Consider the following 14637-nt stretch of genomic DNA (forward strand, 5'->3'; position numbering starts at 1 on the left):
GGGAGGGGTTCCGATGGAACAGACGGCGACGACGGTGGACCGGATCGGCGTGACCCGGCCGTGGCTGGGTGCCGAGGAGGTCGCGGCCGTCACCGACGTCCTGGCCTCCAGGTGGCTCGCCCAGGGGCCGCGGACGGCCGACTTCGAGGGCGCGTTCAGCCGGGCGCAGCGCGTGCCGCACGCGGTCGCGACGTCGTCGGGCACCGCGGCCCTGCACCTCGCCCTCACGGTGGCGGACGTGGGACACGGCGACGACGTCGTCGTCCCGTCGTTGTCGTTCATCGCCACCGCGAACGCCCCGACCTACGTGGGGGCCCGGCCGGTCTTCGCCGACGTCGACCCGACGACCGGCAACGTCACCGCGCGGACCGTGGAGGCGGCGCTGACCCCGGCGACGACCGCGGTGATCGTCGCCGACCAGGGCGGCGTCCCGGTCGACCTCGGCCCGCTGCGCGAGCTGTGCGACCGATACTCCCTCGTGCTGGTGGAGGACGCGGCCTGCGGGGCCGGCTCGACCTACGCCGGTGCGCCGGTGGGTGTCGGGGCCGACGTCACCACCTGGTCCTTCCACTCGCGAACGCTCGTCACGACCGGTGAGGGCGGGATGCTCACCACGTCCCATCCCGAGTGGGCGGCGCGGGCGCGCAGGCTGCGCGAGCACGCCATGGACGTCTCGGCCGCCGACCGGCACGCCGGCGTGCCGGCCGCCGACGCGAGCTATGCCGAGGTCGGCTTCAACTACCGCATGACGGACCTGCAGGCCGCCGTCGGTCTCGTCCAGCTCGAGCGCCTGCCGGAGATGGTGCGACGACGCCGGTCCCTGGCGGCCGACTACCGCAGCGTCCTCGACAGCCTGCCGGACCTGCGCTGCGTGGCCGACCCCCCGTACGGGACCACGAACTACCAGTCCTTCTGGGTCGAGGTGCTGCCCGGCTTCCCGATGGGGCGCGACGACCTGCTGGCATGGCTGGCCGCCGACGGCATCTCGGCCCGGCGCGGTGTCATGGCGACGCACCGCGAGCCGGCGTACGCGAGGCGCACGGTCCCCGCGCCCCCTCTGCCGGTCACGGAGCGGCTGACGGACTCGACCGTGGTCCTGCCGATGTTCCACACCATGACCGCGGGCGAGCTCGGGCGGGTGCTCGACAGCGTGGTGGCGGCGGCCAGGTCGGCGGGCCGGTCGTGGTCACCGGACGACCGGACGAACGGCGCGCTCTGATGTTCCGCGTCACGCGGGTCCGGGCCCTGCTCAGGCCGTGCGACCCTCGTTGGAACCCGATGCGGGGCCGGCGCCCGGGGCCGAGGAGGGGCCGGGTGCGGATCTCGAGTCGGCCGGGTACGACCCGGTGTAGGTCGCCGGTACTCCCGACCACAGGGCCGACCAGCGATAGGCCAGGATGTCGTCGAAGGCGGCTCGGTCGAAGGTTCCTGACGTGCTCGCCCGTCGGTAGCTGACCATGGCCACCCGGAGCGCCAGCAGGCTCCGCCGAATTTCGTCGTCCAGCCGGTTCTGCGCAGTGCCGCCGGGGGCGAGCGCGTGAAGATCGTCGTCCAGGTCTCCGGCGAGGAACCGGTCCAGCACGTGTCCTCTCGCCATGACCACCACCCCGACCGGGTAGTAGAAGACCGGGTCCAGGCGGATCCTGCCCAGGTCGATGAGTACGGGGGTCCGGTCGGACCGGATGATCAGGTTCTTCACGTTGGCATCGGTGGCGGAGGGGACGAGCGGCCAGGCGCGCGACCACGCCTCGATCCTGGATGAGGAGAGCAGCTCGGCCACCTCGCCCGGCGGGCTGCCCCGCGCGACGGCGGCCCGCGTCGTCGCGACGGGGTCACGCGAGTCGCCCTCTCCCTCGTGCGTGCCCAGCTCGGCGTACCGGCGCACCAGGTCGCGGACCACCCCGAGCTGATGGTCGGGCTCGAGATCGAGGAAGTGGTCGCCGTGGACGAACTCCTCGACGAGCAGACGGCCGCCGTCCCGCACCTCGAATGCGGGCGTCACCACGTGCGTCTCGAAGCGGCGTCGGAGGCTGACGTAGTCGTCGTCGATCCGGCGCGACCCGTAGGTGCGCGCGACCCGACCGTGCTCGGGCGCCAGGAGCACCAGGCCCCCGTCGTCGGCCGACACGACGATCGAGAAGCTCCCCCCGCGGCCCCGCCCCACCCGGAGGACAAGGGGCGGGAGGAGGCGGTGGGCCGCGTTGACGATCAGCGCGCGCGGCGTGCCGGAGCGTGCGTCGAGCTTGCTCTGTCGCAGGTGACGAGGCAGGACGGCGCGCCAGTGACGCCAGATGCTCTCACCCGCGCGGAGGTAGAGCCCGGGCCGCAGCAGGTGCTCCGCGGTCCGGGCCAGCTCACGGGTCCGTCGCCGCGCGCCGCGCGTACGAGAGAGCCGTTCCATCCTCGTGGCCCAGCCGGCACGCAGCATCATGGGGGACCCCTTCCTGCGTCTTTGCCCGACGATGGGCAGAGTCTGGCAGCATGGTGACATGAAGGGCCACACCGTCCCGGCCGCCTCGGTGATCGTCCCTGCTCACGACGAGGAACGGTCGATCGGGCGTCTGCTGACCGGGCTGACCGCGTCGGCTGACGGGCGCCGGCTCGAGGTCGTCGTGGTCTGCAACGGGTGCACCGACGCGACGGCGGAGCGGGCGGCTGACTTCCCGGGCGTGACGGTCGTCGAGATCCCGCAGCCGTCGAAGCACCTCGCGATGCGTGCGGGCAGCGAGGTCGCCTCGGTCTACCCCCGCGTCTACGTGGACGCCGACGTCGAGATCGGGGCCGACGCCGTGCTGCGGCTCGCCGACGCGGTACGCACGGGACCGCTCCTGGCGCGCGCCCCCGGGCGGCGCGTCCCGCTGGACGGCGTCGGCCTGCTGGCGCGCTCGTACTACGAGGTCTGGCAGGAGCTGCCCCAGGTGCGCGAGGGGCTCTTCGGACGCGGCGTCATCGCGCTGTCCGAGGAGGGGCACCGGCGATATGCGGAGCTCCCGCCCGCGATGTCGGACGACCTCGTGATCTCCGAGCTCTGCGCCCCGCACGAGCGTGGGGTGGACGAGTCCGTGACGGTGGTCGTCCGGCCGCCGAGAACGGTCCGGGACCTGCTGCGCCGCCGCATCCGGGTGCGCACGGGCAACGCGCAGGCCGACGCCGGTCGGCTCCGGCGCGCCGACTCGCGCACGCGGCCGGCCGAGCTCCTGCGCCTGGTCCGGCGCAGGCCGGCGCTCGCACCCAGGGTGCCGGTCTTCGTGGCCGTCACCGGGCTCGCCGCGTGGCGGGCGCGGGCCGCAGTCCGGCGGGGCGACTTCAACACGTGGTTGCGGGACGAGAGTAGCCGTGCCTAGCGACTCGCGGTCGGGGAGGACATCGCTGCCCGGAACCGCTCCGCGGGCATGGGCAGCGGGTGGCCGCTGGCCACGCCGTGGCGCCAGATCGCCCCGGCGACGCCCGTGAGCACGAACGTCATGACCGTCACCTGCTCGAAGCTGAACAGGTCGAAGAACGTGCCGGAGATGGCGATCGCGACGATCGACGCCAGCACGGCCTGGCCCCGCGAGGAGTACTCCGGGTGGGATGCGCGCCGTACGGCGCCCCGCGCACTCGCCATCGCGAGCAGGAAGAAGGCGATGGTGGCGGCCAGCAGGGGGACGCCCCCCTCGACGAGCGCCATCAGGTACTGGTTGTCGAGGAAGAAGTACTCCTCGGGCCGGAAGGTGCCCAGGCCGTGGCCGAGGACGGGTTGCTCCCTCCACAGCTCGTTGACGAGGGCGTAGTCCTCGGTCCGGCCGGTGATGCTGTCGTCGGTGGACGCGCCCCCGAAGATCGCCACCACGGTTCCGAGCAGCCCCGGCACGGCGGCCCGGAAGACGGCGAGCCCCGCGAGCGCCAGGACGAGCACGGTGAGCCGCTGCCGGTTGTCGAGGCTGACCGCGTAGATCCCGACGGCGAGGATCGCCACCAGTACTCCTGAGCGCGAGACGGACAGCGGGATGCTGACGACGAGGACGGCGACGGCGATCGCCGCGAGCACCCGGGCCTGACGGGTCGCCGCGAACCTGGCCATATGCATGCCGAGCGGCAGGGCGGCCCCGCTGATGACCCCGAGCTCGATCGCGTGGCCGGCGGCACCGCTGATCCGCGTGAACCCCCCTCGTGATCCGCCGCCGCTGGGATCGTCGCTCTGCAGAGGAGGTACCTGCAGCAGCCCGGCCCAGTCGAAGGGCACCACGAACTGGGCGATCGCGATGAGGCCGCCGATGGTCGCCCCCACCAGGAGTCCGGCCAGGAGGAGGTCGGCCCGGCGCGAGTCCGCCAGCGTCGAGATGCCCACGGCGAGGATGGCGAGGGGGAACAGCACCAGCGCGAAGCGCAGCGTCCCGGCCGCCTCCAGCTCGCTGAGGTCCCGGACGAACGCGCCGCCGAGCCCGGCGAGCAGACCGATGATCAGCAGCCAGGTGCCGGCCTCGGCGGGTGCGACCCGCCCGGGTGCCAGGGGGCTCCGACGGGGGCGCCGCGCGATCCAGCCGAGGACGACCATGCTCGCGATCCAGAAGACGAGCAGGCGAGCCGGCCACCCGTTGGACCTGAGCGGTCCGGCCAGGACGAGCGAGCCCGGGATCACCAGCGCGACGACGGGAAGGGCCAGCAGGGCACCCCACGGTCCTTGTGGGCGCCTCTCACGAGACGACCGCCGGGCGGAGGTCGGCGGCTCCTGGTGGACCGTCACGGTCAGTCCTTCGGTGTGGTGGGTGCCTTGCCGGAGCGCGACCGCCGCCGCGCTCCGGTCTTGGCACGGTTGGTGCGCGCTCCGGTGCGCGCTGCGGTGGGCGCTGCGGTGGGCGCTCCGGACCGGGCTCCGGTCCGGGCGCGGCCGGTGCGCGTCTGCTCGTGCGCGTCGTCGTCCCGCAGGTGGTCGCCACCGTCCGGCGCGCCGTCGTTCTCGCCCTGCTCCGTCGCGGCCCGGCGCCGCCGGAGCCGGGCCGCCAGGAGGGCGTCGAGTCCGACGACGACGACGGCGGTGAGCCCGCCCCCGAGGGCGGCGATGGCCCCTGCGCCTCGCAGTCGGCTCGGGGTGACGTCCTCGACCGGGCCCGCCGGCACCGCCGGGGCGATGCGGTACCGGGTGACCTCGGGTGCGCCGGCCTCGGCCTGGAACTCGTCCAGCACGACGGATGCTTCGGCGACGACCGTCTCCAGGAGGTCGTGGACGGCCTCCTCGCTGGGGGCGGTGGCCTCGATGTGGATCATCGGCTGCTCGCTCGAGCTGTTGGCCTCGAACTCCTGCTCCAGGCTCTCGTCCAGGCCGAGGCGCTCCTCGAAGGCGGAGCTGTTGATGTTGCGGGCCAGGACGGCCACGGCGAAGCGTGAGCCGCCCTGTCCGGAGTACGGGTTGTCGGGCTCCGACGGGTCCTCGGTCTCGTCGACCGGCGACCCCACCTCTGGTTCCTCCGGCAGGCTCGGCAGCACCACGACTGACCGGGTGGACATGTAGAGGGGTTCGACCGCCGCGTAGGACCGATAGGCGAAGAAGGCGACGAGGAGCAGCAACGGGATCGTGAGGTACCAGCGTCGGATCATCGCCCCGGCTATCGAGAACAGGTCCATACGAGCGATGCTCCTAAGATGGGTGACTCCGCCGACGGAGGCTCGGTCCCCACACGAGGGGGAGACGGGTGACTCCGCCGGTGGAGCCTCGATCTCCCTACGAGAGGGCCGGGCCGATGCGATCAGACGTCGATGTGCTGATGATTACCTACAATAGCCCGGAGCATGTTCGGCGGACCCTGCCCCATCTGCTCGATACGTGCGACGAGAGTACCCGCGTGTGGCTCTGGCACAACGGGGACCACGAGGAGACGCTCGAGGTGGTGCGGTCGTTCGCCGCCGACCCGCGGGTCCACCGTTTCCACCACAGCCGCGAGAACGTCCGGCTCCGCCCGCCGACCAACTGGCTGTGGCAGGAGAGCGACGGAGCCTTCGTCTCGAAGGTCGACGACGACTGCATGCCCGAGCCGGGGTGGATCCAGCAGCTGCGGGACGCCCATCGTGCCGACCCGCAGTTCGGGGCGATCGGCTGCTGGCGCTTCCGGGACGAGGACTTCGTGCCGGAGCTGGCCGAGCGCAAGATCCAGACGTTCGCTTCAGGTGTCAGCCTGCTGCGCAACCACTGGGTCCAGGGCAGCGGCTACCTGCTGCCCCGTGCGCTCGTCGAGCGGCACGGTCCGATCAGGGACGGCCAGTCCTTCACCCGTTACTGCATCGAGCTCGCGAGGCACGGCGCCGTCAACGGCTGGCTCTACCCCTTCGTCCGGGAGGAGAACCTGGACGACCCCCGCTCGCCGCACACCCTCTTCCCCGACGACGAGAGCTTCCACCGTCGCATGCCACTGACCGCGCAGGCGCTCGGCATCTCCACGGTGGCGGAGTGGGCCCAGCAGGAGCACGAGTCGGCTGTCGCTGTCCAGGCCGCGTCGCTGGACTTGCGGGAGTACTCGGGGTGGCGGTTCAGGCGGCGCAACCTCGTCAAGCGGGTGCAACGACGGCTGCGGGGCCGGGGGTCGTGGTGACCGGCCAGGCGTAGCCGCGGGGGTGGGCGGCCGCGCCCGTCCGGGCCGGTCGGCTCCGCCGCGGGGCCCGGTCAGCTCTGCCGACCGCCCGACAGCCGGGTCACCTCCTGGTAGAAGGCGCTGCTGGACGCCAGGACCGAGGGCGCGTCCATGCTCTGCAACCGGCCGTCGACGAGGACCATCACCCGGTCGCACATCGACAGTGCCGAGGGGCGGTGGCTGACCAGGATGATCGTCACCGACCCGCGCAGCTGGCTCAGCGAGTCGTTGACCAGGGCCTCGGACCGCACGTCCAGCGCGCTGGTCGCCTCGTCCAGGATCAGCACCTCGGGCGATCCGGCCAGGGCGCGGGCCAGGCACAGCCGCTGACGCTGACCGCCGGAGACGGCGGAGGCGCGCTGGCCCACCACGGTGTCGTAGCCCTGCGGCCAGGACATGATCTCCTCGTGGATGTTGGCCCGTGCGGCGGCCGCCTCGACGTCCTCGGTGGTCAGGTGCGGGCGGAAGAAGCGGATGTTGTCCGCGACCGTCCCCCAGACGAGCTGGGGGGCCTGGGGCACGTAGGCCACCCGCTGCCGCCACTGGTCGCGCCGGAAGTCGCGCACGTCGGTCCCGTTGACCTCGACCCGACCGCCGGTGGGCTCGCGCAGCCGCAGCAGGAGCTGCACGACGGTCGACTTCCCGGCCCCGGAGGGTCCGGCGACGCCGATGGCCTCGCCGCGGCCCGCGGTGAAGCTGAGGTCGGTCAGCGTGGGCCGGTCGGACCGGTAGCTGTGGTGCACCTGGTCGAACCCGATCGTGCGGATCTCGGGCAGGTCGTTCTCGCCGTCCTGCTGGGGGTTCGCCTCGTACCTGTGCAGCGCCCGGGCGAGCCGCTCCATGAAGGGGATGCGTTCGTCGAGGCTGGTGACCGCGGTCTGGACCTGCTGCGCGTAGGTGAGCGTGCGGAACAGGATGAGCACGACGGCCCCGAGGGTGGCGATCTGCCCCACCCCGGTCAGGGAGACGGCGAAAAGCGCCAGGATGAGCAGGAGCAGGGCCGCGCTCTGGAAGACCGCGGGCACCGCCGCGGACAGGAACCGGGTGCGCAGCAGGGGCCGGCGCACGTTGTCGATCGTCTCGTAGACCCCGGACCGGTAGGTGTCCGAGGCGCCGAAGACCTCGGTCTCCTCGGCCACGAGGACGATCTCCTGGACGCCCTTCGAGTACTCGATGTTCTCCCCGCTGAGCGCCTTGGCGTGCCGCCTCAGCCGGCGCGCCAGCGGGCGCAGGGCGAGGAAGAGGACCAGGGAGCTCGCACTGAGGGCGAGGGCCGCGGTCAGGTTGAGGACCAGGGCGGAGACCAGCATCGTGCCGAAGGTGAACAGCGCCGAGAAGCCGTTGCCGATGTTGACGATGGCCAGGCTGGTCGAGGTGATGTGGGCGTTCATCAACGACTGGAAGTGCCCGTCACGCTCCGACGCCTTGATCGGCCAGGCAGCCTGGGTGAACGCGTCGAACAGCCGGCGTCGCAGGTCGGCGGTCGCGTTGGCCCCGAGCCGGGCGGGGATGTAGGCCAGCAGCAGCTGCAGCCCGGCGCGCACCAGCGCCAGCCCCACGCCGGCGAGCAACGTGACCTCGACGCCCGACGAGAGCGTGATCGGCCCGAGGCCGAGCGTGACCTCGGACTCGCCGGTGGACAGCGCCGCCGCCACCGCGGCGATGAGAGCGAGGAGGCCCGCCTCGCTGAGCCCGGCCAGCACCGACACGGCGACCAGGGCCGTGAGCAGGAGCCCGGACCCACGGAAGAAGGGCGACAGCTCACGCCACGCACGTCGGGCGCGCCGCGCCACGACGAGCCGCCCGCCGCCGCCCCGGTCCGAGGGCTGCGCAGGTTGTGGGGGAGAGCTCGTCACGGGGTGCCTCCTGGGGGGACGGAACGCCCATCGGAAGGTGAGCGTAGCCCTCCCGCCACCTCCGGGCGGCCGTCCCGGCCGGACGCTCCCGCCTGACGCCGCGTGAACGCCGCAAGGGCCTCTCGAGGGTGGTCGGCTGTCGTAGAGTGCGTCCGTGACGCTCGAGCGGCTCGTGACGCCGGCGTCCCGGGTGCTGGACGTCGGGGTCCATGACGAAGGAGTCGCGGACGCCCTCGCCGCCGTCGGGGCGCATCGCTACCTCGGACTGGTGCTGCCGCAGGACCAGGCCTTCCTCGACGACGTCCCCGACCGGTACGCCGGTCGCTTCCATCGTGTCGTCGCGCCGGAGCAGGCCTTCCGCCACGACACCGACCTGCTGATCCTGCGGGCACCCGTCGCCCGTGCGGTGTGGGGCCTGAGGGACCTCTCCCACGTGGGTCGGATCGCCGTCGAGCTGACCTCGCCGTCGGCCCGGGTGGAGACCTGGGGTGCGCTCGCCGTTTCGCGGCTCCTGCGCCGGGTGCGCCTGCTGGGGGTCCGCACGTGCGGGGAGAGCCGGTTCCTGGTCTACGAGGCCCAGCCGGTCCGACGGCCCCGACCACGGCACTACCTCTCCGAGGCCGTCGGCGTGCCCGGGCTCATCCGGCGGCTTCAGCAGGAGGGGCTGGACTATGTCGTCCTGCGCTGGTTCGACCAGCTGCCGGACCTGGCCCCGGGCGAGGACCTCGACCTGATGGTCGCGGACCGGCACCTGCACCGGCTGCACGAGATCCTCGCCGAGGAGCCCGGCACCATCCCGGTCGACATCTACAGCGAGACCGGCCTGGAGGGGGCCGACTACCGGGGGATGGCCTACTACCCGCCCCGGCTGGCCACGCGGATGCTGGAACGGGCGGACACGCACGTCAGCGGGGCGAGGGTGCCGTCCGCGGAGGATCACCTCCACTCGCTGGCCTACCACGCGGTCTACCACAAGGGCCCCGCCTCGGGCCTGGCCTCCGCGCTCGTCGCCCAGGAGCCGCGGCCCGACCACGACTACGCGGCGACGCTCGCAGAGGTCGCGGCCTCCCTCGGCCGGGACTTCCCCACGGGGCTGGAGGACGTGGACGCGGTGCTCGAGGAGCAGGGTTGGCGGCCACCGCTGGACACGCTGCGCAGGCTCGCCGAGGACAATCCCTGGGTCCGGCGGCGGTTCTTCCCCACGGCCGACCAGCAGCCGGCGGAGCTGCCGGAGCCGACGGTGTTCTTCGTCCGTGAGCGCACGCTCTCGGTCCTGGACGAGGCCGAGGTGCTCGGTGTGATCGAGTCCCTGGAGTTCGAGATCCTCGCGGTGCGCGAGCTGTCCGGGGCGGCCCGTCAGGCCTCGGTGGAGCTGGTGCGCGGGGGGAACTGGGGGCGCGGGCCCTACCCCCTCAGCGGCGGGGACCCGGTCCTCGTCGTCGTCGCCGTGCACTACGGCCCCCGACCGCCGAACAGCTCGCTGCTGGCGCGGTACCCACGGCTGACCAACGGCGACGTGCTGCAGGTCAAGGTCGACATGCGGGAGCTGGTGGAGGCGCGCGTCGGTGCCGCGCAGTCGTTCAACCCCGTGCACTCCTCGGACGACGAGTTCGAGACCTGGGAGTACCTCTCCCTCGCCCTGCCCGAGGAGACGGCCGAGCTCAGGGCGCAGGTGGCCCGCCGCCGCGACGACTACCGGACTGGCGTGCCGGTGGTGGATGTGCTGCGTCGAGGGCGCCGCGCGAAGGTGGAGGTGGTCGAGCGTGAGGACGGCCGGCGGGTGCTGCGCAAGACCTTCGCCCCGCACGGAGCGCGACACCTGGAGCGCGAGGTCGCGACCATGCGCGAGCTGGGCCCGGTGGTCGCCGCCGTCCCCACCCTGCTGGACGTCGGCCCCAACTGGTTCGAGACCGAGCTGTTCGACAACGGCCTCGCCGACCTGCCGGACCGTCCGGACGGCCGGCTCGTGCCGCTGCGGGTCGCCCACGACATGATGCGGGTGCTCCGCGAGGTCCACGCGCGCGGCTTCGACCTGATCGATGCGAAGCCGCAGAACTTCCTCCTCGAACCCGGCGGCGAGCTGCGGCTCGTCGACTACGAGTTCAGCCACCGCTACGACGGGCAGGCTCCCGACTTCGACCAGATCTACGGCTTCGTCGGACCGCCGCAGGACTTCACCGGTGACGTGCCCGTCGGCGAGATGTCCTACGAAGCCGGCTGGCAGCCGTTCCTCGGCCTGCCCCGGGCCTCCCTGCTGGGCGACCCGACCTGGCGCCAGCACCTGCACCGTGCCACCTTCCGTGCCCGACGTCTGACCCGGCTGCCGGTCAGGGTGGCGTCCACCGGGCTGCGTCGGGGGCGGTCGTGGCTGGGGGCCGGGCGGGCCCGGGCCGGGGCCTCCTACCGCCGGTGGGCCCGCGAGCGGGCCAGGGGCGCGCTGTGAGCGCCCGGCTCGACGTCGTCATCGTCACCTACCGCAGCGCGGACGACATCCGTACCTGCCTGGCGTCGGTCGAGCCCGCCCTGGAGAGGTTCCCGGACGCCCGCATCATCGTCGTGGACAACGGGTCCGACGACGACGTCGCGGACGCCGTCTCCGGGATCTCGGACCGGCTGACCCTGATCCTGCGGGACGACAACGACGGCTTCGCCGTGGGCTGCCACGCCGGGGCCGAGGCGTCGACGGCGTCCGCCCTGCTCTTCCTCAACCCCGACGCGGTCGTGGACGCTTCCGCGATCGACACCCTGGTCCGGACGTCCGACAGCCATCCGGGGGCCGGCATCGTCGGGGGGAGGTCCGTGCTGCCGGACGGCGGGACGGACCACCAGTCCTGGATGGGACGGCCGACGATGTGGTCGGCTCTGTGCTTCGCCTCCGGTGCGTCGAGCGTCTTTCCCGGCTCCCGTGTCCTCGACCCCGAGTCCGGCCGCGACTGGCTGGAGACCTCTCGGGCGGTCCCCGTCGTCAGCGGCGGGATGATGCTCGTGGAGCGCGAGGTGTGGGACGCGCTGGACGGCTTCGACCGGAGCTACTTCCTCTACGGCGAGGACGTCGACCTCTGCCTGCGGGCCCGCCGGGCGGGCTGGTCGCCCCGGGTCACGCGGGAGGCGATCTACAGCCACGAGGTCGGTTCCTCCTCGGCCGGCTCCAACCGCCTCCCCCTCGTCCTGCGCGGACGGGCGACCACCTACCGCCGGCACTACCCCCGCCCCCTCGGGGCGCTGGCCGCACAGCTGCTGGTCGCCGGCACCGGCCTGCGCGCCGTGGGGGCGAGGTTCCGTCCCGCCGGTGGTCGGCGAGCTCATCCCGCGCAGCACTGGCAGGAGAGCTGGCGACGTCGTCGAGAATGGCGAGAGGGCTGGTGAGCATGAGTACGCACCCGACCGTGAGCGTGGTCGTTCCCGTCTACAACGACGTCCCGGCCCTGCGTCGCTGCCTGGCGGCGCTGCAGCGTCAGGACTACCCCGCCGACCGCGTCCAGGTGCTGGTGGTCGACAACGCCTCGAGCGAGGACGTGTCCGCCGCCGTGCCGGAGGACCCCCGGTTCCGGCTGCTCCACGAGGCCCGCCGTGGCTCCTACGCCGCGCGCAACACCGGGGTGCTCGAGGCGACCGGCGAGGTCCTCGCCTTCACCGACAGCGACTGCGTGCCCCGCCCCGACTGGCTGCGTCTCGGCGTCGCAGCGCTGCACGCCGATCCCCGCCCCGACGCGATCGGAGGCGCCATCGAGATCTTCTTCCCGCACGGGCCGCACCGGCGCACCGGTCCGGAGCACTTCGAGGCCCACAACGAGTTCCAGCAGCGCAGGTACGTCGAGGAGTGGTCGTTCGCCGCGACCGCCAACGTGTTCGTCACCCGGGAGGTCTTCGACCGGGTGGGACCCTTCGATGCCAGACTGAAGTCGGGAGGGGACACCGACTGGGGGACCCGCCTGGTCGGCAGCGGTGGCCGCCTGGTGTTCGCACCGCAGGTGGTGGTGGACCATCCTGCCCGGAGCACCTGGCGGGAGCTGGGGCGCAAGTCGGTACGGGTCGCGAACGGCATCGCCGACCGGACCCAGCACCTCGGTCGCGGGGCGCTGGCGCGCCGGGCCTGGCGGGAGGCGCGGGGCGGGATGTCGATCTGGCTGCGCGTCTGGGGCGGGTCCCGACCGGCCCCGACCGACGCCCCGGGCCGGGTGCGGTACGCCGCCGCGTTCAGCTACGTGCGGGCGTTGCGCGTGGGCGTGCACCTGCGGAGGATGGCGCGCCGGCCCGGGCCACCGGCTCAGAGGTAGGGCGCGGATCAGAGGTAGAGCACGCGGTGCCGGACGCTGCCGTCGACCCGACCCGCGGCGCCGGCGGCCTGCTCCACCCACCACCAGCGCAGCCGGGGGGAGAACGGGACCCCGGGGAGCGCGACGGCCAGGCGGGCCCAGCGACCGGCCACCCCGACCAGGCGGGGTTGCGGCATGCCCTGCGGGCCGTAGTCACGGAACAGGCGCCCGCGGGACTGGTTGGCCTTGAAGGCCTTCACCGCCACCGACCGGAGCGTGGAGCGGTGCCGGTAGTGGACCACGGCGTCGGGGGCGTAGCCGAGGCTGAACCCCGCCAGCTGCAGCCGCCAGCAGAACTCGGTGTCGTCCGAGCCGTACGTGTAGTCCTCGGCGAAACCGCCGACCGCCTCGAAGGCGGAGCGACGGACTGCCAGGTTCGCGCTGATCGACCTCGGGAGGAACCCGGCGACGACCGGGAGACGGTCGGGATGCCGGGGCATGTAGCCGGGCCGCTCGCCGTTGAGCAGGTCGTTCTCGATGCCGCCGCCGACCGCGTCGTGCTGGTCCAGGGCGGCGATCATGGCGCTCACCCACCCCGGGGACACCTGGTCGTCCGCGTCGCAGAACAGGAGCAGGTCGGCCGAGGCCTCGGCGGCCCCCCGGTTCCGCGCCGCGCTCGTGCCGGGGCGCTCGGCCGTGACGACCCTCAGCGGGAGGGTGGCGGCGAAGGACTCACAGACCTCGACGGTCTGGTCGGTGGAGCCGTTGTCGACGACGACGACCTCCCAGTCGGCGTCGATCTCCTGGCGGGCGAGCGCACCGAGCTGCGTGCCGATCGTCCCGGCCTCGTTCAGTGCCGGGATGATCACACTGGCCACAGGGTCCACGACGGCGAACGTAGCAGCCTCCGGTCGGCGGACCGTTGACCCCGGACTTGCGGCACGCTTGACTAGGTGGTAGGTCCAGCGCGTCCGGGCCGACCGAGGTCCGACCCCAGGGAGCCGACATGGCTGCTTCGCATCGACGAACGGGTGGGCTTCTGGCCGTCACCACCGCCCTGTTCCTGGCCGCGTGCTCGTCGTCCGACGCGCCGGTGGAGCCGCAGGCCGTGCCCGACTCCGCAGAGGACGTCGCTGTCGACGCCGAGCCGGAGATCCCGCCGCCGACGCGGGCCGACTTCCCCGACGAGACGACGACCGGTGTGCCCGAGGGGATCGAGCTGGAGGAGTCCGGATCACTCACGATCGACGAGGACGGAGCGGTCGTCGAGGGCCTGGAGATCACGGGGACGGTGACGGTCGAGGCCGACGACGTGACGATCCGCAACACCCGGATCCTCAACACCGGACACTTCCCGATCCGGGTCTCCGGCGGCAGCAATCTCGTGGTCGAGGACTCCGAGATCGACGGCCAGGGTCGCGCTGATGCCGCCGTCGCGTTCAGCAGCTACACCCTGCGCCGGGTGCACATCCACAACGTCGCCGAGGGGCCGCGCATCGCCGGCAGCAACGTGACCATCGAGGACTCGCTCATCCACCAGCTGGTCCAGGTCGGCGACAACCATACCGACGTGATTCAGGTCGTCTCCGGTAGCGGCATCGTCATCCGGGGCAATGCGCTCGAGGTCTACAACCCGGAGCAGGACGTGCTCGGCAACGCGGCCTTCATGTTCGGGGAGGACGACGGACCGGTGACCGACTGCCTCGTCGAGGGCAACTACCTCAACGGCGGCAACTACACCGTCAACGGGGGAGGGGGCGGGACCGACGGCGCGGCGTGCACCTTCCGCGACAACGTGCTCGGACCGGACCACAACTACGGAGCCGTCGCCAACCTGGGGCCCCAGAGCGACTGGGACGACTCGAACCTCTGGATCGACACCCACGATCCTGTGCGCGGCGGCTGAAGGGCTGCCGCCGG

General features: G+C 72.7%; 12 protein-coding genes. 7 read left to right on the plus strand and 5 right to left on the minus strand.

Annotated features, from left to right (window positions below; all coding sequences use genetic code 11):
• The first annotated feature begins 13 nt into the window (after window positions 1-13).
• Entirely contained in the window at window positions 14-1219 is a 1206-nt protein-coding gene (locus AC24HA_RS04135) for a DegT/DnrJ/EryC1/StrS family aminotransferase (protein WP_425709332.1), read from the plus strand.
• A 30-nt stretch (window positions 1220-1249) separates the two neighbouring features.
• Here AC24HA_RS04135 and AC24HA_RS04140 read toward each other — a convergent pair whose 3' ends face one another.
• Window positions 1250-2431, minus strand: a complete 1182-nt coding sequence (locus AC24HA_RS04140; protein ID WP_425709333.1) for a hypothetical protein — start codon at window positions 2429-2431, stop codon at window positions 1250-1252.
• 58 nt (window positions 2432-2489) lie between these two features.
• Between AC24HA_RS04140 and AC24HA_RS04145 the strand changes: the two genes are divergently transcribed.
• Window positions 2490-3344 (plus strand): glycosyltransferase family 2 protein, encoded by an 855-nt coding sequence (locus AC24HA_RS04145; protein WP_425709334.1) that lies wholly within the window; start codon window positions 2490-2492, stop codon window positions 3342-3344.
• Here the strand turns inward: AC24HA_RS04145 and AC24HA_RS04150 are convergent.
• On the minus strand, window positions 3341-4726 hold the full coding sequence (locus AC24HA_RS04150; protein ID WP_425709335.1) for an O-antigen ligase family protein: 1386 nt from the start codon (window positions 4724-4726) through the stop codon (window positions 3341-3343). The two genes, AC24HA_RS04145 and AC24HA_RS04150, sit on opposite strands and share 4 nt — an antisense overlap.
• A 2-nt stretch (window positions 4727-4728) precedes the next feature.
• Complete coding sequence (locus tag AC24HA_RS04155; protein WP_425709336.1) at window positions 4729-5604, minus strand: hypothetical protein; 876 nt, start codon at window positions 5602-5604, stop codon at window positions 4729-4731.
• Window positions 5605-5744: 140 nt separating this feature from the next.
• On the opposite strand from AC24HA_RS04155, the gene AC24HA_RS04160 reads away from it, so the two are divergent.
• Window positions 5745-6566 carry a glycosyltransferase family A protein gene (locus tag AC24HA_RS04160; protein WP_425709337.1) on the plus strand — a complete coding sequence of 274 codons (822 nt, stop codon included), beginning with the start codon at window positions 5745-5747 and terminating at the stop codon, window positions 6564-6566.
• 71 nt (window positions 6567-6637) lie between these two features.
• On the opposite strand, the gene AC24HA_RS04165 is transcribed toward AC24HA_RS04160, so the two are convergent.
• Complete coding sequence (locus tag AC24HA_RS04165; protein ID WP_425709338.1) at window positions 6638-8461, minus strand: ABC transporter ATP-binding protein; 1824 nt, start codon at window positions 8459-8461, stop codon at window positions 6638-6640.
• A 154-nt stretch (window positions 8462-8615) separates the two neighbouring features.
• Here AC24HA_RS04165 and AC24HA_RS04170 point away from each other — a divergent pair, with 154 nt between their 5' ends.
• From AC24HA_RS04170 to AC24HA_RS04180, 3 genes are read left to right on the plus strand one after another with little or no spacing between them, the layout of a single operon-like run.
• Complete coding sequence (locus tag AC24HA_RS04170; RefSeq protein WP_425709339.1) at window positions 8616-10904, plus strand: hypothetical protein; 2289 nt, start codon at window positions 8616-8618, stop codon at window positions 10902-10904.
• The gene (locus AC24HA_RS04175) at window positions 10901-11827 is read left to right on the plus strand and encodes a glycosyltransferase family 2 protein (RefSeq protein WP_425709340.1); all 927 of its coding nucleotides are present in this window, start codon (window positions 10901-10903) and stop codon (window positions 11825-11827) included. The genes AC24HA_RS04170 and AC24HA_RS04175 overlap by 4 nt, the downstream gene beginning before the upstream one ends.
• A gap of 2 nt (window positions 11828-11829) precedes the next feature.
• The gene (locus AC24HA_RS04180) at window positions 11830-12738 is read left to right on the plus strand and encodes a glycosyltransferase family 2 protein (RefSeq protein ID WP_425709341.1); all 909 of its coding nucleotides are present in this window, start codon (window positions 11830-11832) and stop codon (window positions 12736-12738) included.
• Window positions 12739-12746: 8 nt separating this feature from the next.
• Here AC24HA_RS04180 and AC24HA_RS04185 read toward each other — a convergent pair whose 3' ends face one another.
• Window positions 12747-13604 (minus strand): glycosyltransferase family 2 protein, encoded by an 858-nt coding sequence (locus AC24HA_RS04185; RefSeq protein WP_425709342.1) that lies wholly within the window; start codon window positions 13602-13604, stop codon window positions 12747-12749.
• A gap of 119 nt (window positions 13605-13723) precedes the next feature.
• On the opposite strand from AC24HA_RS04185, the gene AC24HA_RS04190 reads away from it, so the two are divergent.
• On the plus strand, window positions 13724-14623 hold the full coding sequence (locus AC24HA_RS04190; RefSeq protein ID WP_425709343.1) for a right-handed parallel beta-helix repeat-containing protein: 900 nt from the start codon (window positions 13724-13726) through the stop codon (window positions 14621-14623).
• Window positions 14624-14637: the final 14 nt, after the last annotated feature.

Source organism: Georgenia sp. Z1491 (genome assembly GCF_057652395.1).

Coding starts and splice junctions, on each gene's coding strand:
- AC24HA_RS04135 (WP_425709332.1), top strand. CDS start 14: ATGGAACAGACGGCGACGACGGTGGACCGGATCGGCGTGACCCGGCCG.
- AC24HA_RS04140 (WP_425709333.1), bottom strand. CDS start 2,431: ATGATGCTGCGTGCCGGCTGGGCCACGAGGATGGAACGGCTCTCTCGT.
- AC24HA_RS04145 (WP_425709334.1), top strand. CDS start 2,490: ATGAAGGGCCACACCGTCCCGGCCGCCTCGGTGATCGTCCCTGCTCAC.
- AC24HA_RS04155 (WP_425709336.1), bottom strand. CDS start 5,604: ATGGACCTGTTCTCGATAGCCGGGGCGATGATCCGACGCTGGTACCTC.
- AC24HA_RS04160 (WP_425709337.1), top strand. CDS start 5,745: ATGATTACCTACAATAGCCCGGAGCATGTTCGGCGGACCCTGCCCCAT.
- AC24HA_RS04180 (WP_425709341.1), top strand. CDS start 11,830: ATGAGTACGCACCCGACCGTGAGCGTGGTCGTTCCCGTCTACAACGAC.
- AC24HA_RS04190 (WP_425709343.1), top strand. CDS start 13,724: ATGGCTGCTTCGCATCGACGAACGGGTGGGCTTCTGGCCGTCACCACC.